This is a genomic window from Stenotrophomonas indicatrix (assembly GCF_002750975.1).
In the GTDB taxonomy this organism is placed as follows: domain Bacteria; phylum Pseudomonadota; class Gammaproteobacteria; order Xanthomonadales; family Xanthomonadaceae; genus Stenotrophomonas; species Stenotrophomonas indicatrix.
This window is the reverse complement of record NZ_PEJS01000001.1, coordinates 2,504,401-2,524,349: the sequence shown is the minus strand read 5'-3', so window position 1 is coordinate 2,524,349 and position 19,949 is coordinate 2,504,401. Positions and strand designations below refer to the sequence as shown.

Here is a 19,949-nt window from a genome sequence, read left to right as displayed (position 1 = left end):
GTCAGATGCCGAGTGCGCGCAATTCGCTGCATTCGCGCGAACGGTCCCAGACACGCTGCAATTGCTGCTCGAACGGCTGCGAACGTGCCGGCAGCGCGATTGCCGATTCGCCGTCGAGGCGATGGCCGATGAGACGAAAGTAGAAGTCGCCTGCATCGTTGAGCAGGCAGGCCGAGGCCAGGGCGCGATCGATCGGATCGGCGACCTCGCGGAACTGGATCACACTGGGAAGGCGCTGGAACAGCGCCAGCAGCGGCGCACCGGCACTGGCGATGGCTGCGGCGTCATGCACGATCACCCGCAGCTGCTTGTCGTGGCGGGCGGTGACGAAGCGGCGCAGGGCCGCCTGTACCGGTGGCGCATCCAGCAGGCCGGGGTCCAGCTGCCGGCTGTGCAGCCACAATCGACGGCGGGCGCGGTGGATGATCGCCGTGGTGATCGCCACCGCTTCAGCGCGGCTGTCGATGGCGGAAACGGCCTGCAGGCGGCGCCGCATCTGCTGGTGGCCAATGCCAGCTTCTTCGAATTCGGGGCCTTCCGGAAGGAAGCCCTGGCGGGCGTAGAAGTCGCGTGCCGGCAGCTGCGCATGCAGGTGCAGCTCGGCCAGGCCGAGCTGGCGCCCGGCCTGCACCAGTGCCTCAAGCAGGGCCTCGCCAATGCCGTGGCCGCGATACGCCGCCAGCACCGCCATGCGGCCGATGCGGCCATCCGGCGACAGCCGCCCGGTGCCGACCGGATGCCCGTCGGCATCCAGCGCCAGCACGTGGGCACAGACCGGATCCAGGGCATCGCGCTCCAGGGCGGCGTCGATGCCCTGTTCCTGCACGAACACCCGCTGGCGCACGTCGTGGATGGCGACGTGGGCCTCGGCGTGACTGACCTGCTGGACCCGCAGCGGGCTCATGGCTCAGCCGCGGCCGGCGTCGCTGTCGTCTTCGTCGTGGTCATCGAAGTTGACGATCACTTCAATACCGTCGTCGTGCACGGTCACCAGATGGACGTCATCGGACATCGAGTCAGCCTCGATCACCTCGACCTGCTCGTGGCCCTCGATCACTTCACCCAGCACCTCTTCCTCCTCGTCGGAGTACACCTCGTTCGGATCGATCAGCTGGAACACGCCGCCGACCAGCAACTGCTGGACCACCGCACGGCCCTTGTCGGACAGGCCGCGGTAGGCGGCGGCGTCGAGCTGCTCGGCACCTGCCAGGCGCTGCGCGTCCTTGACCGGCAGGGCGAAGTCCTGGCCACTGACATACAGGCTGGCACCGCGCTTGGCCCGGCGCCAGGCCAGGCGCGACCACGGGTGACGCTGCAGCAGCAGGCCCGACTGCAGGGCCTCCAGCACTTCTTCCTGCGGCGGCGCGGCCTGGTGGGCCATCACCTCGCCGGCGGCGCGGTAGGTGGTGATGAAGCGGCCGAACCAGTCACCCAGCTTGTCCGGATCGTTCATGCGGATGGCGTTGAGCGCGGTGATCACCCGCGCCATCGCCACGGTGTCGATCTCGTTCGGGTCGGCCGGTGCCTTCAGGTCGGCGTCCTGGTAGCGGATGTTCTCGTCGGCGTCGGCGATCAACGTGTCCAGATAGTCACTGATCAGCTCGGCCGAAGACGGTGCGCGCATGCCGAACGAGAACGTCAGGCACGGGTCTTCGGCAACGCCGTGATGCGGCACGTTCGGCGGCAGGTACAGCATGTCGCCCGGCGCCAGCACCCAGTCGTGGGTCGGCTTGAACACTTCCAGCAGCTTCAGTTCCACGTCGGGGCGGAAGCCCAGCGGCGGGCGCTTGCCCTTGATCGATTCACTGGCATCGATCTGCCAGCGGCGGTGGCCGTGGGCCTGCAGCAGGAACACGTCGTACTGGTCGACATGGGCACCGACCGAGCCACCGGTAGCGGCGAAGCTGATCATCACATCGTCCATGCGCCAGCGCGGCAGGAAGCTGAAGTGTTCGATCAGGGCGCGCACGTCCTTGTCCCATTTGTCCACGTCCTGCACCAGCAGGGTCCAGTCGTGGTCGGGCAGGGCGGGGAAGATGTCTTCCTGGAACGGGCCGCTGCGCACGCGCCAGCTGTCCTGGGCCTTGTCATGCTCGATCAGGCGGGCCAGCACGCCCTCTTCGCAGGCCAGGCCGGCCAGGTCTTCCGGCTGTACCGGGGTCTGGAAATCCGGGAAGGCATTGCGGATCAGCAGCGGGCGTTTCTGCCAGAAGTCACGCAGGAAGGTGGCCGGTGCCATGCCCAGCGGCTGGCCGCGGCGGGCGGTGACTTCGATCAGGGGGGAGGAGGACTTGCGGGCGGCCATGGGGGAGTTCCTTGCAGCGGAAAGCGGGAGGGGCGGCGTGGCGGGCCGCCAAGGGCTCCATTGTCCGACGTTCGATGGGATTGCGCACGTGTGCTGGTTTGTCGCGGGGTGTCCGGCCAACGGCGGAGCCCCTCGTGGCGGTCAGGCTCACAAGCAAAAGCCGAGCTTGGCCGGGCGGGTGGGCCATGCAGGGGACGCTGCAAGTACGTCCCTGTAAGCTCGATGGCGCCATCCATGGCGCCAACGCCCCTGCATGGCCCACCCGCCCGGCCCCTGACAGTTTCCTGCGGGGTCCGCCACGGAATGGAAGAAGAAAATCAAAGGCAACAGCGGGTCGCGCGCTGCGCTTGCTCCAACTGCCTTCGCCATAAACAAAGAGGGACGCGGCGAAGCCGCGTCCCTCTCTCAATTCCGTCCCGACAACCCAACGCTCTTCGATCCGTCACCGGGAATCTGTCAGAGGTGGGGCGGGATGGGCCAGCGGGACCGTTGGCGCCATGGATGGCGCCATCGAGCCCCCATGGATGGGTTCACGGCGTGTCCCGCTGGCCCATCCCGACCCGCCCAGCTAGCAGTAATCCAGAGCCGCTTTTGACGTTGCTGTTGCCGTTGCTGTTGCCTGCCGCAGGCAGCGCCCGCGGCCGCCGCCGCAAGGAAAACCCTTAAATCTTCTTCGCCAGCGACTCGGCCAGGCCGGTGTAGCTGCCCGGGGTCATCTCCAGCAGGCGCTGCTTGGCATCGGCCGGCAGCTCCAGCCCCTGCACGAAGGTGCGCATCGACTCGGCCGTGATGCCCTGGCCACGGGTGAGCGCCTTCAGCTGCTCGTACGGGTTCGGCAGCCCATGGCGGCGCATCACCGTCTGCACGGCCTCGGCCAGCACTTCCCACGCCGCATCCAGATCGGCGTCCAGGCGCTGCGGGTTCACCTCCAGCTTGCCCAGGCCCTTGGCCAGCGAATCCAGCGCCACCTGGCTGTGACCGAACGCGGTGCCCAGCGCGCGCAGCACGGTGGAATCGGTCAGGTCACGCTGCCAGCGGCTGATCGGCAGCTTCGCGCTGAAATGCTCGAATAGCGCGTTGGCAATGCCGAAGTTGCCTTCGGCGTTCTCGAAATCGATCGGGTTGACCTTGTGCGGCATCGTCGACGAACCGACTTCGCCTTCCTTCAGGCGCTGCTTGAAATAGCCCAGCGAGACGTAGCCCCAGATGTCGCGGGCCAGGTCGATCAGGATGATGTTGGCGCGGCGGGCGGCATCACCGATCTCGGCGATGTTGTCGTGCGGCTCGATCTGGGTGGTGTACGGGTTGAACACCAGCCCCAGCCCGGTCACGAAGCGCTCGGCGAAGGCCGGCCAGTCCACATCCGGGTAGCTGGCGATGTGCGCGTTGTAGTTGCCGACGGCGCCGTTGATCTTGCCGGTCAGTTCAACCGCGGCGATCTGCCGGCGCTGGCGCTCCAGGCGGGCGACTACGTTGGCCAGCTCCTTGCCCAGCGTGGTCGGCGAGGCGGTCTGGCCGTGGGTGCGCGACAGCATCGGCTGGCCGGCCTGGGCATGGGCCAGCGTGCGCAGTGCAGTGGCGATGCCGTCCAGGGTCGGCAGCAGCACCTCGCGACGGGCCTGTTCCAGCATCAGGCCGTAGCTGAGGTTGTTGATGTCTTCGCTGGTGCAGGCGAAATGCACGAACTCCAGCGCCGGCGCCAGCTCGGCATCGTCCTTCAGCTGTTCCTTGATGAAGTACTCCACCGCCTTGACGTCATGGTTGGTGGTGCGCTCGATCTCCTTCACGCGCGCGGCCTGGGCCGGGCTGAAGCCGTTGGCCAGTGCACGCAGGCGGACGATGGCAGCGTCGGAGAACGCGGCCAGCTCGACGATGCCCGGCTCGGCGGCCAGGGCCAACAGCCACTCCACTTCGACCGTGACACGGGCCTTGATCAGGCCGTACTCGGAGAAGATCGGGCGCAGGGCGTCGACCTTGCCGGCATAGCGGCCATCGAGCGGGGACAGGGCGAGCAGGGCGGATTCGGACATGTCGGCAGGGCTGGGACGAGCGGCGGGGCCGATATTCTACGACGCGTGGCCTTCGCATGCTCGGTAGCGCCGGGCCATGCCCGGCGGATGGTGGCCGCGCTGCGCGCTCGCCGGGCGCGGCCCGGCGCTACCCGTTCAATCGGCCCTGCGGATGAAACGATCTGGCCCGTCCTCGCCATCCCACGCTGCGGACAAGGGAGTATCGTTGTCGCAGCCGCCAGCCCGGGAAGCGACACCCTGCCAGCCGCCGCTTTCCTTTCCCCAACTGAAGTAGTGCGGAGTTGATGCAATGAGCAAAGCTGCAAGCAAGAGTGCCCCCAAGGGATTCCGGATCGAGCACGACAGCATGGGCGAGCTGCAGGTGCCTGCCGACGCCCTGTGGGGCGCGCAGACCCAGCGCGCTGTACAGAATTTCCCGGTGTCGGGCCAGCGCATGCCGCGCGGTTTCATCCGTGCGCTGGGCCTGGTCAAGGGCGCTGCCGCCGGCGTCAATGCCGAGCTGGGCCATCTGCCGAAGACCGTGGCCAAGGCCATCCAGTCTGCCGCGGCTGAAGTGGCGGACGGCACGTGGGACGCGCAGTTCCCGATCGACGTCTACCAGACCGGCTCGGGTACGTCCTCGAACATGAATGCCAACGAGGTCATCGCCACCCTGGCCAATCGCGCCGGCAAGGCCGGCAAGACCACGGTGCACCCGAACGATCACGTCAACCAGGGGCAGAGCTCCAACGACGTGATTCCAACGGCGCTGCGCGTGTCGGCCGTGCTGGCCACCCATGAGCAGCTGCTGCCGGCGCTGGTGCACCTGCGCAGGACGCTGGACAAGAAGGGCCGCAGCCTGCGCAAGGTGGTCAAGACCGGCCGCACCCATCTGATGGATGCGATGCCGCTGACCTTCGAACAGGAATTCGGTGCATGGTCGGCGCAGCTGGCCTCGGCCCAGGAGCGCATCGAGGACAGCCTCAAGCGCGTGCGCCGCCTGCCGCTCGGCGGTACCGCCATCGGCACCGGCATCAATGCCGACCCGCGCTTTGGTGCACAGGTTGCCAAGGCGCTGAAGCAGCAGACCGGCTTCAAGTTCGACAGCGCCGAGAACAAGTTCGAAGGCCTGGCCGCGCAGGACGATGCAGTGGAGCTGTCGGGCCAGCTCAATGCACTGGCGGTGGCCCTGATCAAGATCGCCAACGACCTGCGCTGGATGAACGCCGGCCCGCTGGCGGGCCTGGGCGAGATCGAACTGCCGGCACTGCAGCCGGGGTCCTCGATCATGCCGGGCAAGGTCAATCCGGTGATCCCGGAGGCGACGGTGATGGCCTGCGCGCAGGTGATCGGCCACCACACGGCGATCACCGTGGCCGGCCAGACCGGCAACTTCCAGCTCAACGTGACGCTGCCGCTGATCGCGGTGAACCTGCTCGATGGCATCGGCCTGCTGGCCAATGTGTCGACCCTGCTGGCCGACAGCGCCATTGCCGGCCTGAAGGTGCGCGAGGACCGTGTGGCCGAGGCGCTGGCGCGCAATCCGATCCTGGTGACCGCGCTGAACCCGATCATCGGTTACGAGAAGGCCGCAGCGATTGCCAAGCGTGCCTACAAGGAGCAGCGCCCGGTGCTGGACGTGGCGCTGGAAGACAGTGGCCTGGCCGAAGCCGAGCTGCGCCGCCTGCTGGATCCGGCCGCGTTGACGGCCGGTGGCATCCAGGCCGGTGGCGGTGGTGCCGGCGGCTGATCGAGCGGTGTGCGGGCCGAGGTCCGCACCCACTACAGGCGAGAAAGAAGAACGCCGCCCGGGAGGGCGGCGTTGTTCGTTTCAGCGACGGTCGGCGACGATGTTGCCGAAGGTCTCGGTGTAATCCTTGAACTCGGGAATGGTCTGCACCAGGTCCGGCGGAATCACCTGCATGCCCTCCGGCGGCACGATCTTCACCGGCTGCATGTTGGGGTCGGCCGGTGCGGCCACCAGCGTGTTCTGGCGCAGCACCTGCAGCTTGCCGAACATCGTCTGCAGCATCTGCTTCTGTTCGGCGTTGAGCGGGATCAGGATCTCGTCGATCTTCATCTGCCCGTCGGGCAGGATGATGATGTTCGGTGCCGGCTGGCGGCGCACGGTCACGATGCTCTCGCTGACGGAAATCTTGGGTTTGCCACGCTCGGCGCGGTGGTTGCGGTAGTCCTGGTCACAGCCGACCAGGCCCAGGCAGAGCAGGGCGGCCAACAGCAGAAACAGCTTTTTCATGGCGGTTCGATGAAGTGCATCCGGGGCTGCCATTGTAAGCCCGCCGGGGCGCAGCGGCCGGCAACGCAGGTGCGCGGCCGGCCGGGTGCGCTGATCTGTCACAGGGGTCAGCGGTTGACGACGGTGTCCTTGCCGCAGTCGTCCACATCGCTCTGGTCCATCGTGGCGTAGGGCTTGAACGCCGGCAGCGAAGCAGCCAGGGCCTGCTGGCTGGCCAGCATGGCCGGCATGCGGTCGCAGATGCGCTTGGCCTGCGCTTCGATCTTGGCGGCCTCGGCGTTGATCCGTTTCTCGATGCCTTCGCTGTCACCGCTGAAGATGCCCTTCAGTGCTTCACCGGCGGCGTTGGCGCCGAGCTTGGCGCCTGCCAGGCCGACATCCATGCCGTCCATCGCCACCGCCACCACGTGGCCGCGGTAATCAAGCAGCTGGCGACGCTGGCCATCGTCCAGCGCCACCGGCTTGCCACCGATCAGCAGCTGTCCCTGCGGGGTGATCTCCGCGCGTGGCTGGTTGTCGGCCGAGATATTGATGTTGCCTTCGGCGATTTCCCTGCGGGCGTCATCCATCGCCTCCTTGACGGTCTGGCCGGCGCCGCCCGCGGTCTCGGCCACCGCCTTGCCGGCGGTCTTGTCGGGGCTGGACGTGTCGCCACAGGCGATCAGCGGCAGGCACAGCAGGGCAGCAGGCAGCAGGCGCAGCAGACTCATGGCATTCCCCTCGGATCGGATGGTTGGACGTTACTTGCCGCGCGGCAGGGTGATGGTGCCGGACACGTTGCGATGCTGGACATCGCCGCTGCCGCTGTGCTCGACGGTGAGGTTGCCGCGCACGCCGTCGACATCGATGTCGCCCGAGCCGTGGCTGCGCACGCGGACGTTGCCGCCGACCTGCTCGATATCGACGTTGCCGGAGCCGACCACGCCGACCTCGACGTTGCCCTGCACCTGCTTGAAGCCGATGTCGCCCGAACCGACGGTATCCAGCCGCGCGTTGCCACGCACGTCGGTCACCTTCAGGTCACCGGAGCCGACGGTGCCGACGCTGGCATCACCGCCGATGTTGCGCGCGTTGACGTCGCCCGAACCCAGCGAGAGCAGGTTGAACGACGCGGCGCCATCAACGTCCAGGTCGCCCGAACCCACGGCGGCATGCACGCTGCCACGGGTGCCGCGGGCGATGCCATCACCGGAGCCCACGTCCATGCTCAGCGACTGCGCGTTCTCGATGCTGCCATCGCCCGAGCCGATCTTGAACTGCAGCGGCAGGTTGTCCGGCACGCTGCCACGGATGTCCAGCCAGGCGTAGCTGTTACCCATCGACAGCGCGTCGCGGCTGTCGCGGCGCAGGCTCACCACCAGCTTGTCGCCCACGCGGCGCTGGTCCAGCACCAGCTGGTCCAGCCAGTCCTTGTTGGACGCGCACGCGCGGCCTTCGAGCTGGCCGCCACCGGTGCTGGCGACCACCTTCAGGTCATGCTGGTTGATCTCGAACACCACCGCTTTGGCACCGGCCGCGTCGATCTTCAACGCGCGCGGCGCGGAGAACTTGCAGTTCGGTGCATCGGCGGCCAGCGCCGACAGCGGCAACAGCAACAGTGCAGTACAGGCAATCAAGGAACGCATGGATGGTGCCTCCAGGTTGACGATCAGATTTCGCCAGCGCGCTTGCGCAGGCGGATGGCGATGAAGATGAAGGCCACGCCGAAGGCCGCGCCGATCCACAGGTCGGGCATCGCCAGCGACTTGAGCTGGGCAGAGGGCGCCATCAGCGCCACGATCGAGTCCAGATCCTGCCTGGATTCACCGCCACCGGCGCGGTACAGCAGATCCATTCCCGGCATCGCACCCAGCAGCAGACGGCCGACGATGTGTTGCCAGAACCAGCCGGTGGTCAGGTCGAACAGGTGCATCAGCTTGGTGGTGCTGACGATGATGCCGGCGAACAGCGGCAGCATCACTGCCCAAAGGAACGGCTTGCTCCGTGCCCAGGCCGAGCACAGCAGCAGCCAGCCGGCAGTGGGCAGCGCCCACAGGGCGTACACCGGGATGGACACGAACATGCCCATGACCAGGCTCATCGGATTGGCAGGTCCCACGATCAACTGCATCGCATCGCCGCCGTGGGAGACCACCACCAGGCACAGTATCAGCATGAAAACGAGCAGGGTCAGGCTGGAAGCGATGATGGCGATGAGCGGTGCGACGATCAGTGCACTGAGCACCTTGGACAGTACGGTCTGGGTGTCCGACAGCGGCAGCGACTTCCAGAACAGGATGCTGCGGTCGCGGCGATCGTCATACAGGGCGCCCAGGCAATAGAAGAACACCACAAAGGCAAGCACGATCAGTGGCCAGGACGAGGTCAATACCATCGCCAGGTCCAGGCCGTTGCCCAGGTCGGCCATGTCCTTGGCGCTGATGTCGCGGGTCAGCACGGCCAGATCCAGGCCGTTGATGTTCACGCTCTCGCCGTCGATGTGCAGGCCGCCGTCGCGGGCGGCACGATGCAGGGCGAACAGGCCCAGGCCGATGCCGATGCCGCTCATCAGCAGCGAGACGATGCCGGCGATCACCGGGGCGTACAGGAAACCACCGCGGTTTTCCCAGTATTCGCGCTTGAGCAGCCAGCGCAGGGTGCCTGCGGGACTGACAGGATGGTTGACGGCATTCATGCGTAGGTCCCCTTCATGACAGCGACGAACAGATCGGCAAGGCCGGCGTTGCGGGTTTCACCCAGGCTGGCCAGCTGGCTGCGTGGCACCCCGTCGAACAGCAGGACGGTCTTGCCGAAGGCCTGGCTGCGCTCGTCGATGGGCTTCAGTGCGCGGGCGGTTTCAAGCTGGTCGGCACCGACCAGCAGTTCGGTATAGCGGTCGCCGACTTCGTCCATTTCCGCATTGAGGACGATGCGACCATCGCGGATGAACATCACGTCGGTGAGGATGTGCTCGATCTCTTCCACCTGGTGGGTGGTGACGATGATCGTCTTCTGCTCGTCGAAGTAGTCTTCCAGCAGGCGCTGGTAGAACTCCTTGCGGTACAGGATGTCCAGGCCGAGCGTGGGTTCGTCCAGCACCAGCACCTTGGCGTCGATGGCCATCACCAGGGCCAGGTGCAGCTGCACGATCATGCCCTTGGACAGTTCGCGCACGCGCTGCTTCGGCTGCAGCTTGGTGTTGGCCAGGAAGCGTTCGCAACGGGCGCGATCGAAGCGGGGGTGCACGCCGGCGACGAAGTCGATCGCCTCACGCACCTTCAGCCAGCGCGGCAGCACGGCGACATCGGCGATGAAGCAGATGTCGTTCATCAGATCGTCGCGGTGCACGCGCGGGTCGCGGCCGAGCACGCTCAGCTCGCCTTCCACCGAGGTCAGGCCGAGCACCGCCTTCAGCGCGGTGGTCTTGCCGGCACCATTGGGGCCGATCAGGCCGATGATGCGGCCTGCCGGAATGGAGAAGCTGGCGTTGTCGAGCGCGAGCGTGTTCTTGTAAGCCTTGCGAAGGCCACGGGCGGTAATGACAGCGTCGCTTGGCACAGCGGTAGTGGGACTGGCATTCATCAGAATTTCCCCTGGGGCAACAATTCGTCGAGACTCAGGCCCAGTCGCTGGATGCGTTCCAGTACGGCCGGCCATTCTTCATTGAGGAAGCGTTCGCGCTCGCTGCTGCGCAGCTGCGTGGCCGCCTGTTCGGTCATGAACATGCCCAGCCCGCGGCGCTTCTCGACCAGGCCTTCATCGGCCAGCTCCTGGTAGGCGCGCGAAACGGTGATGGGGTTGAGCTGGTAATCGGCGGCCACCTGGCGCACCGAAGGAAGGGCATCGCCCGGCTTGAGGATTCCGTCAAGCATCATGGCGATCACGCGTTCCTTCAGCTGGCGGTAGATGGGAGCGCCGTCGCTCCACTGGATGTCGCTCATATTCAGCTCCGTGGGGTCAGCGGCTGTGCGAACGAGAAATACGGCATGGACAGGGAGCTGTGCAGCCGACGCGGGGGGGAGGGGGAGGGAGCGGCATTCCCTGCCGTGGGTGCTGCTGCGTCCTGCGTACTGTCTTCGGAGAGGGTGGGGGAGGACGCGGCCGGCGGTGCCGGCATGGCCAGCCAGACCAGCACGAACAGGGTTGATACCGCGGTGACCGCGGGGGCGGCAAGGCTGCGACGCATCCGGCTGTTCATGGTTCCCCCTGTCTCAGGTGACTGGTGTTGTATGCAACTATAACACCGGCACGCCTGTGTGCAAGTCCTGCCCCCACCCAACTGATGGCAGGGGTGGTCACGGCACCGCAATGTTCGTTCAACCGCTTGATATGCATCGAAAAAGAGAAACTGCGGAGGCGCGTTTTCAGTCCGCCTCCCATTCAGCCATGTCCATGCTATGTCATCAGCAGCGGGCTGGGACGCGCGGCAGACTGCTTCCGCCACGCCGTGCAAAGCGCGACAACGCATGCGCTCCAGAGACGTGCAGACCCCGGTGCTATAGTTCGGCCGATTCCCGGCCGGTCACGGCCGGACCCCTGGAATGGCTACCGCGGACCGTCTCCCATGCCTTTGTCGACTGCCTCCTCGCGCCGCCTTCGCGGCCTGTCCCTGTTGACCCTGCTGGCCGCAGGCCTGGCCACGTCGGCCGCCGCTTCGGCCGCCGATCTGCTGGATCTGTCGTACCGGCCGCTGGCGGGCAAGCAGCAGGTCAACCTGCAGCAGCGTTACCACGGGCAGGTGCTGCTGGTGGTCAATACGGCAAGCAAGTGCGGCTATACCCCGCAGTACGAGGGTCTGGAAGCGCTGCAGAAGCAGTACGCCGGCAAGGGGTTTGCCGTGCTCGGCTTCCCGTCCAACGATTTCAAGGGGCAGGAGCCGGGTGATGAAAAGCAGATCCAGGATTTCTGCACGCTTACCTATGGTGTGAAGTTCCCGATGTTCGAAAAGGTGCACGTGACCGGCGCGCAGGCCACGCCGCTGTATCAGCGCTTGACCGCCGCCACCGGCGTGGCGCCGGCCTGGAATTTCCACAAGTATCTGGTCGGACGCGATGGCACGGTCATTGCCCAGTTCGCCAGCAAGGTCACCCCGGATGATCCGCAGCTGAAAGCGGCCATCGACAAGGCGCTGGCGGCACCGGCCGCACATTGAATGCCGGCACGGATGCCTCGACATCGACGGCATGCGTGCGACAATACGTGTTTTCGCGCCGACGTCGGCGTCCAGTCACTTCCAGGAATGCAGCGAATGAAAATGGGAATGCGCGGCGCCGCGGCGTCGGTTCTGATTCTGGCGATGGGCACCTCCGGTGTCGCCCTGTCGCAACAACCGGCCGCTCCTTCGGCCGCCAAGGAGACCGCACCCTTGAATTCCCCCAAGCAGAAGCTCGGCTACGCCATTGGTCTGGATGTGGCCAAGTCGTTCGCGCCGATCGCCGATGAAATCGATGCAGCCGCGCTGCGCACTGCCGTGGAGCGTTCCTTCGAAGGCCTGCAGCCGCAGATCACCCAGGAACAGGCCAAGGCGACCGATGCCGCCCTGCGCCAGGTGGTGATGGCCCGCAGCGGCCAGCAGGTGCCGGGCGTCGCGCCGGGCTCGCAGCCGGCGAAGGTTGATCGGGTCAAGGTCGCGCAGATGATCGGTGCTTATTCGGTGGGTCCGTCGCTGGCACAGCTGAAGGACGATATCGATACCGCTTCGCTGTTTGACGCAATCAACACTGGCCTGAGCAAGGGCCAGCCGAAGATGAGCGAAGCCGATGCCACTGCCACCATCCAGTCGTTCATGGGTGCCAAGCAGGCCGAGATGCAGGCAAAGGCCGCACAGGCAGCGCAGACCAACCGTCAGGAAGGCAACGCGTTCCTGGCCAAGAACAAGACCCAGCCGGGCGTGGTGACCACCCCGTCGGGCCTGCAGTACCAGGTGATCCGTCCGGGCAGTGGCGAGCGTCCGTTGCCCTCCAGCAAGGTGCGCGTGAACTACGAAGGCAAGCTGCTCAACGGCACGGTGTTCGACAGTTCCGCGGGCCGTGGCCCGGCCGAATTCGGTCTGGACCAGGTCATCAAGGGCTGGACCGAGGGCGTGGCCCTGATGCCGGTCGGCTCGAAGTACCGCTTCTGGATCCCGGGTGAACTGGCATACGGCGAGAACGGCACCCCGGGTGGTCCGATCGGTCCGAACTCCACCCTGACCTTCGACGTCGAGCTGCTGGGCGTTCTGCCGTAAGCCAACACGGAGTCAGCACGGATATGCGCGTTGCGATTTTTGGTACCGGCTACGTAGGTCTGGTGACCGGCACCTGCCTGGCCGACGTTGGCCACCAGGTGGTCTGCGTCGATATCGACCAGGCCAAGGTGGATGGCCTCAACCGGGGCATCATCCCGATCTACGAGCCCGGCCTGGAGCCGATGGTGAAGGCCAACCACGCCGCGTCGCGGTTGGTGTTCACCACCGACGCGGCGACCGCCATCGGCCACGGCCAGGTGGTGTTCATCGCCGTGGGCACGCCGCCGGACGAGGATGGCAGCGCCGATCTGCAGTACGTGCTGGCCGTGGCCCGCACCATCGGTCGGTACATTTCGGTGCCGACCGTGGTGGTCAACAAGTCGACGGTGCCGGTAGGCACTGCCGACAAAGTGCGTGCGGCCATTGCCGAGGAGCTGGCGGCGCGGGGGGCGGATATCGCCTTCGATGTGGTGTCCAACCCCGAATTCCTGAAGGAAGGCGACGCCGTTGCCGACTGCATGCGGCCTGACCGCATCATCATCGGTGCGACCAGCGCCGAGTCGGTCGCCGTGATGCGTCGCCTGTACGCACCGTTCAATCGCAACCACGATCGCGTGGTGGAGATGGACGTGCGTTCGGCCGAGCTGACCAAGTACGCCGCCAATGCAATGCTGGCAACCAAGATTTCGTTCATGAATGAAATCGCCAACATCGCCGAGCGCGTGGGCGCCGACGTCGAGCAGGTCCGCCAGGGCATCGGTTCGGATCCGCGTATTGGCTGGCACTTCATCTATCCGGGTGCCGGTTATGGCGGTTCGTGTTTCCCCAAGGACGTGCAGGCACTGGCGCGCACCGCGCAGCAGGCCGGCCTGGAGCCGAAGCTGCTGAACGCGGTGGAGGCGGTCAATGAATCGCAGAAGGGGCACCTGTTTGCCCTGATCCAGCGCCACTACGACAAGGGCGAAGACGAAGGCGTGCGCGGCAGGACGTTCGCCGTGTGGGGCCTGGCGTTCAAGCCGAACACCGATGACATGCGCGAGGCCTCCAGCCGCCGCCTGCTGGCCCAGTTGTGGGAAGGCGGTGCGACAGTGCGCGCCTACGATCCGGAGGCGATGCATGAATCGCAGCGGATCTTCGGCGAGCGCGACGATCTGGTGTTCTGTGACAGCGCCGACGATGCGCTGCAGGGCGCCGATGCACTGGTCGTGGTGACCGAGTGGAAGCAGTTCCGTAGCCCCGATTTCCAGATGCTGCGCGAGCGGCTGAAGGATGCGGTGGTGTTCGACGGCCGCAATCTGTACGAGCCGGCTGAAGTCGAGGCCGCCGGCCTTGCGTATTACGGCATTGGCCGGGGGCGTTCGCTGCATGTCTGAAGTACCGACCGAACGCGAGCAGGCGCTGGAAGCGCGCCTGGTCGAGCTGGAGATGCGCGTGTCCTTCCAGGAACACGCGCTGGCCGAACTGAGCGATGCACTTGCAGACGCGCGCATGGAAGGCAGCCGCAATGCCGGCATCCTGCGCGTGCTGCTGGAAGACCTGGGCAAGGTCCGCAATGCATTGAATTCTTCTGATCCGGCGAGCGAACCGCCGCCGCCGCACTACTGATCCATATCCTATGAGCGATACCCTCCGCGACCAGCTGATGGGCCTGGGCTTCAAGCCCGCGCCCAAGCCCGAGCGCAAGAATGATGCCCCCCGCCGTGATGGCCGCCCGCAGGGCAAGGGTGGCGCTGGCAATGGAAAGCCGCAGCACGCTGGCAAGGGCGAACACAAACCCGGCGAGCGGCGGGCGCATGGCAATGGCGGCCCGGGCAAGCCTGGCCAGCAGCGTGGCCAGGGCCACGGGCAGGGGCCGCGCAAGCCGCGTACCGCCGAGGAAATGGATCTGGCCAAGGCTTACGCGATCCGTGCGCAGCGGGAGAAGGAAGAGCGCATCGAGACCGAGCGCCTGAAGCAGGAAGAAGCCCGCCAGCGCCGCGAGGCCAAGGTGAAGCTGGAAGAACTGCTGAAGGACAAGAGCCTGAATGCCGAAGCGGCCGATATCGCGCGCCACTTCCCGTACGGCGGCAAGATCAAGCGCATCTACGTCACCGCCGAGCAGCTCAAGGCACTCAATGCAGGTGAACTGGGCGTGGTCCAGCTCAACGGTCGCTACCTGCTGGTGACGGCTGAAGTCCTCGCCCAGTCTGAGGCGGTGTTCGCCGCTTCGGTGGCGTTGAAGGTCGACCCGAATGCACCGGCCGAGGACGATCCGTACGCCGACCCGCAGTACCAGGTGCCCGACGACCTGGTCTGGTAAGCACCGACAAAAAGGGGACGGAGGGGATTAAGTCGTTTGTGCCAAGAACGACTTAATCCCCTCCGTCCCCTTTTTTCATTCCGGATCGTAGTCGAGGTTGGACGCCAGCCAGCGTTCGGCCTGGGCACGATCCACGCCCTTGCGGCGAGCGTAGTCGGCGACCTGCTCGCGACCGAGGCGGCCGACCACGAAATACTGGCTCTGCGGGTGGCTGAAGTAGTAGCCCGACACCGCCGCGGTCGGCAGCATCGCGAAGCTCTCGGTCAGTTGCATGCCGGCGTTGGTTTCCGCGCCCAGCAGATCGAACAACCGGCGTTTTTCGCTGTGCTCGGGGCAGGCGGGGTAACCGGGCGCGGGGCGGATGCCGCGGTACTTTTCGTCGATCAGCGCTTCGTTGTCGAGCGTTTCGGCGTGGTCGTACCCCCAGAATCCGGTACGTACCCGCTGGTGCAGGCGTTCGGCCAGGGCTTCGGCAAAGCGGTCGGCGAGGGCCTTCAGCAGGATTGCGTTGTAGTCGTCGTGGTCGGCCTCGAAACGGGCCACGTGCGCGTCGATGCCGATCCCGGCGGTCACTGCGAAGGCGCCGATCCAGTCCTGCTTGCCGCTGTCGGCCGGGGCGATGAAATCGGCCAGGCAGAAATCCGGGCGTTCGGCCGGCTTGTCCACCTGTTGCCGCAGGAAGTGCAGGGTGGCCTCGCCATCAGGATGCTGCACACGTACGTCGTCGCCGATGCTGTTGGCAGGCCACAGGCCGAACACGGCCTTGGCCCGCAGCCACTTCTCGTTGACGATGCGGTCGAGCATCGCGCGCGCGTCCTGGTACAGCTCGCTGGCCTGGGTGCCGACGATCTCATCGGTGAGGATCGCCGGATATTTGCCGGCCAGCTCCCACGCCTGGAAGAACGGCGTCCAGTCGATGTAGGGGACCAGCTCGGCGAGTGGGTAGTCATCGAATACATGCAGGCCCGGCTGCTTCGGTGCGGGTGGCGTGTACGCCTGCCAGTCGCACTGGAACTTCTGGCCACGTGCATGTTCCAGCGACACCAGGCGCTTGGCGTCACCGCGGTTGCGGTGGCGGGTGCGGATCTCAGCGTAGTCCGCCTCGTTGGCGGCGACGAACGCATCCCGCAGCTCGCGCGAGATCAGCGACTGCGCCACGCCCACGGCGCGCGAGGCGTCCTTCACCCAGACCGTCGGGGCTTTGTAGTGCGGGTCGATCTTCAGCGCGGTGTGCGCACGCGAGGTGGTCGCGCCGCCGATCATCAGTGGCAGGTCAAAGCCCTGCCGCTGCATTTCACGGGCGACATGGCTCATTTCTTCCAGTGACGGCGTGATCAGGCCGGACAGGCCGATGATGTCGGCCTGGTGCTCGCGGGCGGCATCGAGGATCTTCTGCGCCGGCACCATCACGCCCAGATCGATCACTTCGAAGTTGTTGCAGGCCAGCACCACGCCCACGATGTTCTTGCCGATGTCGTGCACATCGCCCTTCACCGTGGCCATGATGATCTTGCCGTTGCTCTTGGCGGTGTCGCCGCTGCGGGCCTTTTCGGCTTCGATGTAGGGCAGCAGGTAGGCCACTGCCTTCTTCATCACACGTGCCGATTTCACCACCTGCGGCAGGAACATCTTGCCGGCACCGAACAGGTCTCCGACCACGTTCATGCCGGCCATCAGCGGGCCTTCAATGACGTCCAGCGGGCGGCTGGAACGTTGCCGGGCTTCTTCGGTATCGGCGTCGACCCAGGCATCCAGGCCATGCACCAGCGCATGCGCCAACCGTGCGTCCACCGGCTTCTCGCGCCAGGCCAGGTCTTCGGTCTTCGCCGCGCCCTTGCTGCCCTTGTAGCGCTCGGCGATTTCAAGCAGGCGCTCGGTGGCATCAGAGCGGCGGTTGAGGATCACGTCCTCCACGCGCTCGCGCAGTTCCGGCTCCAGCTCGTCGTAGATCGGCATGGCGCCGGCGTTGACGATGCCCATGTCCATGCCCGCGGCGATCGCGTGGTACAGGAACACCGAGTGGATCGCCTGGCGCACGGTTTCGTTGCCGCGGAACGAGAACGAAACGTTGGACACGCCGCCGGACACATGGCAGTGCGGCAGCGTCTGCTTGATGATGCGGGTGGCTTCGATGAAGTCGACCGCGTAGTTGTCATGCTCTTCAATGCCGGTGGCGACGGCGAAGATGTTCGGGTCGAAGATGATGTCCTGTGGCGGGAAGCCGATTTCATCGACCAGCAGGCGATAGGCGCGGGTGCAGATTTCAACCTTGCGTGCGCAGGTGTCGGCCTGCCCGCTCTCATCGAAGGCCATCACCACTGCCGCCGCACCGTAGCGCAGCACTTTGCGCGCATGCTCGCGGAACAGCTCCTCGCCTTCCTTCAGCGAAATCGAATTGACCACGCTCTTGCCCTGCAGGCACTTCAGGCCAGCCTCGATCACGCTCCACTTGGAGGAATCGACCATTACCGGGATGCGGGCGATGTCCGGCTCGGACATGATCAGGTTGAGGTAGCGGGTCATCGCCGCTTCCGAATCGATCAGGCCCTCGTCCATGTTGACGTCGAGTATCTGTGCGCCGCTGGCCACCTGCTGCCGGGCCACGTCCACCGCTTCTTCGTAACGGCCTTCCTTGATCAGCTTGCGGAACTGCGCGCTGCCGGTGACGTTGGTGCGTTCGCCGACATTGACGAACAGCAGATCCGGGGTGATGACCAGCGGTTCCAGGCCGGACAGGCGGGTAGGGCGGACAGGCGTCATGATCGGCGGCAACTCAGCGGCAACAGGGGGACGTGCGGGAGGGGGCGGAGGTGTTCATGCCGCCTGCACCTGGGCGGCAGGCAGGGCGCGGGGCGGCAGCCCGGCCACCGCCAGCGCGATCGCGCGGATGTGGTCCGGTGTGGAGCCACAGCAGCCGCCGACCAGGTTGAGCAGGCCATCTTCGGCAAAGCCACGCAGGGTGGCGGCCATTTCCTCGGGTGTTTCGTCGTACTCACCGAATGCATTGGGCAGGCCGGCGTTGGGATGGGCACTGACGTAGCAGTCCGACACCTGCGACAGGGTTTCCACGTGCGGACGCATGGCATCGGCGCCGAGTGCGCAGTTCAGGCCGATCGACAACGGCCGTGCATGCGCGAGTGACGCCTGGAACGCCTCGGCGGTCTGTCCGGACAGGGTGCGCCCGGAAGCATCGGTGATGGTGCCGGAAATCATGATCGGCAGCCGCGCGCCACGTGCATCGAAGGCCTCCTCGATGGCGTACAGCGCAGCCTTGGCGTTGAGCGTATCGAAGATGGTCTCGACCATGATCGTGTCGGCGCCACCATCGATCAGGCCATCGATGGCTTCGCGGTAGGTGCCGCGCAGCTCATCGAAACTGGTGTTGCGGAAGCCGGGATCGTTGACGTCCGGGCTGATCGAAGCGGTGCGGCTGGTCGGGCCGAGCACGCCGATGACGAAGCGCGGCTTGTCCGGTGTGGTGGCCGCCACCGCATCGCAGCAGGCACGTGCGACGGCCGCACCTGCCTTGTTCAGCTCGTACACCAGGTGTTCGAGGTGGTAGTCGGCCTGGCTGACCGAGGTGGCGTTGAAGGTGTTGGTTTCCACCAGGTCCGCGCCCGCTTCCAGGTAGGCGGTGTGGATGCCGGCGATGACCTCCGGCCGGGTCAGCAGCAACAGGTCGTTGTTGCCCTTCAGGTCGTGGCCTTCGGGTGTGCCGCCGTGGTCGCAGCCGGGCCCATGGGCGTGGTCGTAACCGCCGGCGAAGCGCTCGCCCCGGTAATCCTCTTCCTGCAGGCCGTGGCGCTGGATCATCGTGCCCATCGCGCCGTCGATGATCAGGATCCGATCACGCAGGGCAGCGAGCAGCGATTCCACGCGTTCCGGGTGCAGCCAGGGCAATGCGGGCATATCGACCTCAGGGTTTGTTGGCGATCAGCGAGATCACTTCGAAATGCGGCGGGCGTTTTTCGCGGGTGACCGTTTCCAGGTTGGAGACCTGCAGGCCGGCCTTGTCGACGAACTTCTTCAGCTCCTTGTCGCTGAAGCCGAGGTTGACATGGCCATAAGCATCGACCGCGGCCTTGTGCTCGTGGCGGGCCAGGCTGCACAGCAGCAGGCGACCGCCCGGGCGCAGCACGCGCGCGGCTTCGGTGACCGCCTGCGCCGGCTTGCTGGCGTAGGTCAGGGCGTGCATCAGCACCACAAGGTCGAAGCTGCGGTCCTTGAAGGGCAGGGCATGCATGTCGCCCTCGCGGACTTCCACGTTCGGCAGGCGGCGCAGGCGTTCGCTGGCGGCGGCCACCACGCGCGCACTGGTATCGATGCAGATGTAGCGCCTGGCGTGCGGGGCGACCAGTTCGGCCAGCACACCGTCGCCGGAGGCGATATCCAGCACGTCGCCGGTTTCCAGCAATGGCAGCGCGGTGCGCGCCAGCGCTTCCCAGGTGCGGCCCGGGGAGTAGTGGCGCTCCATGTCGCCGGCCACGCTGTCGGCCCAGTTCTGGTCGGCAGCGCGGTGGGCGAGCACCGCCGCTACCCGTTCAGCATCCTGGCGCAGCAACGGGTCGTCGCTTCCGTTGCTCAGGGCATGCCACAATGCACGCTGCGCCGGGTCCAGCTGGGCCTCGTCGAAGCGGTAGTAGGCCGACACGCCCGCACGGCGGTCGCGCACAAGGCCGGCTTCCTTCAGGCGCGCCAGATGAGTCGATACCCGCGGTTGCGCCAACCGGGTGATGGCCGAAAGCTCGGCCACGGTCAGCTCTTCCTGCTCCAGCAGCGCCAGCAGGCGCACGCGGGTAGCATCGGCGAACACCTTCAGGCGGGTCGACCAGTCTTCCAGATCCATAAACATCTACCTATCGCGATATAGAGAT

General features: G+C 66.1%; 18 protein-coding genes. 6 read left to right on the top strand and 12 right to left on the bottom strand.

The window, feature by feature from the left end:
• Position 1 precedes the first annotated feature (1 nt).
• The 3 genes from CR918_RS11720 to purB all read right to left on the bottom strand — a co-directional run bounded on the left by CR918_RS11720 (position 2) and on the right by purB (position 4,335).
• Positions 2-904, bottom strand: a complete 903-nt coding sequence (locus CR918_RS11720) for a GNAT family N-acetyltransferase (protein ID WP_099843026.1) — start codon at positions 902-904, stop codon at positions 2-4.
• Between the two features lie 3 nt (positions 905-907).
• Positions 908-2,305: a ribosomal protein uL16 3-hydroxylase gene (locus CR918_RS11715; protein ID WP_099843024.1), complete on the bottom strand. Its 1,398-nt coding sequence runs from the start codon at positions 2,303-2,305 to the stop codon at positions 908-910.
• A 662-nt stretch (positions 2,306-2,967) separates the two neighbouring features.
• Positions 2,968-4,335: an adenylosuccinate lyase gene (gene purB / locus CR918_RS11710; protein WP_033831519.1), complete on the bottom strand. Its 1,368-nt coding sequence runs from the start codon at positions 4,333-4,335 to the stop codon at positions 2,968-2,970.
• Between the two features lie 289 nt (positions 4,336-4,624).
• Here purB and CR918_RS11705 point away from each other — a divergent pair, with 289 nt between their 5' ends.
• Positions 4,625-6,064: a class II fumarate hydratase gene (locus CR918_RS11705; RefSeq protein WP_080148444.1), complete on the top strand. Its 1,440-nt coding sequence runs from the start codon at positions 4,625-4,627 to the stop codon at positions 6,062-6,064.
• An 81-nt stretch (positions 6,065-6,145) separates the two neighbouring features.
• Here the strand turns inward: CR918_RS11705 and CR918_RS11700 are convergent, their stop codons facing one another.
• The 6 genes from CR918_RS11700 to CR918_RS11675 all read right to left on the bottom strand — a co-directional run bounded on the left by CR918_RS11700 (position 6,146) and on the right by CR918_RS11675 (position 10,491).
• Positions 6,146-6,571 carry a hypothetical protein gene (locus CR918_RS11700; protein WP_032951937.1) on the bottom strand — a complete coding sequence of 142 codons (426 nt, stop codon included), beginning with the start codon at positions 6,569-6,571 and terminating at the stop codon, positions 6,146-6,148.
• Between the two features lie 107 nt (positions 6,572-6,678).
• Positions 6,679-7,281 carry a YggN family protein gene (locus CR918_RS11695; protein ID WP_099843022.1) on the bottom strand — a complete coding sequence of 201 codons (603 nt, stop codon included), beginning with the start codon at positions 7,279-7,281 and terminating at the stop codon, positions 6,679-6,681.
• A gap of 30 nt (positions 7,282-7,311) precedes the next feature.
• Entirely contained in the window at positions 7,312-8,196 is an 885-nt protein-coding gene (locus tag CR918_RS11690) for a GIN domain-containing protein (RefSeq protein ID WP_025876813.1), read from the bottom strand.
• Positions 8,197-8,219: 23 nt separating this feature from the next.
• Positions 8,220-9,245, bottom strand: coding sequence for a hypothetical protein (locus CR918_RS11685; RefSeq protein ID WP_025876815.1), 1,026 nt, complete (start codon positions 9,243-9,245; stop codon positions 8,220-8,222).
• Positions 9,242-10,132, bottom strand: coding sequence for an ABC transporter ATP-binding protein (locus CR918_RS11680; RefSeq protein WP_032976317.1), 891 nt, complete (start codon positions 10,130-10,132; stop codon positions 9,242-9,244). The genes CR918_RS11685 and CR918_RS11680 overlap by 4 nt, the downstream gene beginning before the upstream one ends.
• Positions 10,132-10,491, bottom strand: a complete 360-nt coding sequence (locus CR918_RS11675; RefSeq protein WP_012511573.1) for a GntR family transcriptional regulator — start codon at positions 10,489-10,491, stop codon at positions 10,132-10,134. The genes CR918_RS11680 and CR918_RS11675 overlap by 1 nt, the downstream gene beginning before the upstream one ends.
• A gap of 623 nt (positions 10,492-11,114) precedes the next feature.
• Here CR918_RS11675 and CR918_RS11665 point away from each other — a divergent pair.
• The 5 genes from CR918_RS11665 to CR918_RS11645 all read left to right on the top strand — a co-directional run bounded on the left by CR918_RS11665 (position 11,115) and on the right by CR918_RS11645 (position 15,075).
• Positions 11,115-11,702 carry a glutathione peroxidase gene (locus CR918_RS11665; RefSeq protein WP_025876823.1) on the top strand — a complete coding sequence of 196 codons (588 nt, stop codon included), beginning with the start codon at positions 11,115-11,117 and terminating at the stop codon, positions 11,700-11,702.
• Positions 11,703-11,798: 96 nt separating this feature from the next.
• A complete protein-coding gene (locus CR918_RS11660; protein ID WP_025876825.1) occupies positions 11,799-12,776 on the top strand; it encodes an FKBP-type peptidyl-prolyl cis-trans isomerase N-terminal domain-containing protein in 978 nt (325 codons plus the stop codon).
• Positions 12,777-12,799: 23 nt separating this feature from the next.
• Positions 12,800-14,149, top strand: coding sequence for a UDP-glucose dehydrogenase family protein (locus CR918_RS11655; RefSeq protein WP_025876827.1), 1,350 nt, complete (start codon positions 12,800-12,802; stop codon positions 14,147-14,149).
• Positions 14,142-14,381, top strand: coding sequence for a SlyX family protein (locus CR918_RS11650; RefSeq protein WP_025876828.1), 240 nt, complete (start codon positions 14,142-14,144; stop codon positions 14,379-14,381). Before CR918_RS11655 ends, CR918_RS11650 begins: the two co-directional genes overlap by 8 nt.
• Before the next feature lie 10 nt (positions 14,382-14,391).
• Positions 14,392-15,075 carry a DUF2058 domain-containing protein gene (locus CR918_RS11645; RefSeq protein WP_032976315.1) on the top strand — a complete coding sequence of 228 codons (684 nt, stop codon included), beginning with the start codon at positions 14,392-14,394 and terminating at the stop codon, positions 15,073-15,075.
• 75 nt (positions 15,076-15,150) lie between these two features.
• Here the strand turns inward: CR918_RS11645 and metH are convergent, their stop codons facing one another.
• The 3 genes from metH to CR918_RS11630 are packed head-to-tail and all read right to left on the bottom strand — an operon-like array spanning position 15,151 to position 19,921.
• Positions 15,151-17,835: a methionine synthase gene (gene metH, locus CR918_RS11640; protein WP_099843020.1), complete on the bottom strand. Its 2,685-nt coding sequence runs from the start codon at positions 17,833-17,835 to the stop codon at positions 15,151-15,153.
• Between the two features lie 54 nt (positions 17,836-17,889).
• Positions 17,890-18,984 (bottom strand): homocysteine S-methyltransferase family protein, encoded by a 1,095-nt coding sequence (locus CR918_RS11635; RefSeq protein WP_059064614.1) that lies wholly within the window; start codon positions 18,982-18,984, stop codon positions 17,890-17,892.
• A 7-nt stretch (positions 18,985-18,991) separates the two neighbouring features.
• Positions 18,992-19,921: an ArsR/SmtB family transcription factor gene (locus CR918_RS11630; protein WP_032976312.1), complete on the bottom strand. Its 930-nt coding sequence runs from the start codon at positions 19,919-19,921 to the stop codon at positions 18,992-18,994.
• Positions 19,922-19,949: the final 28 nt, after the last annotated feature.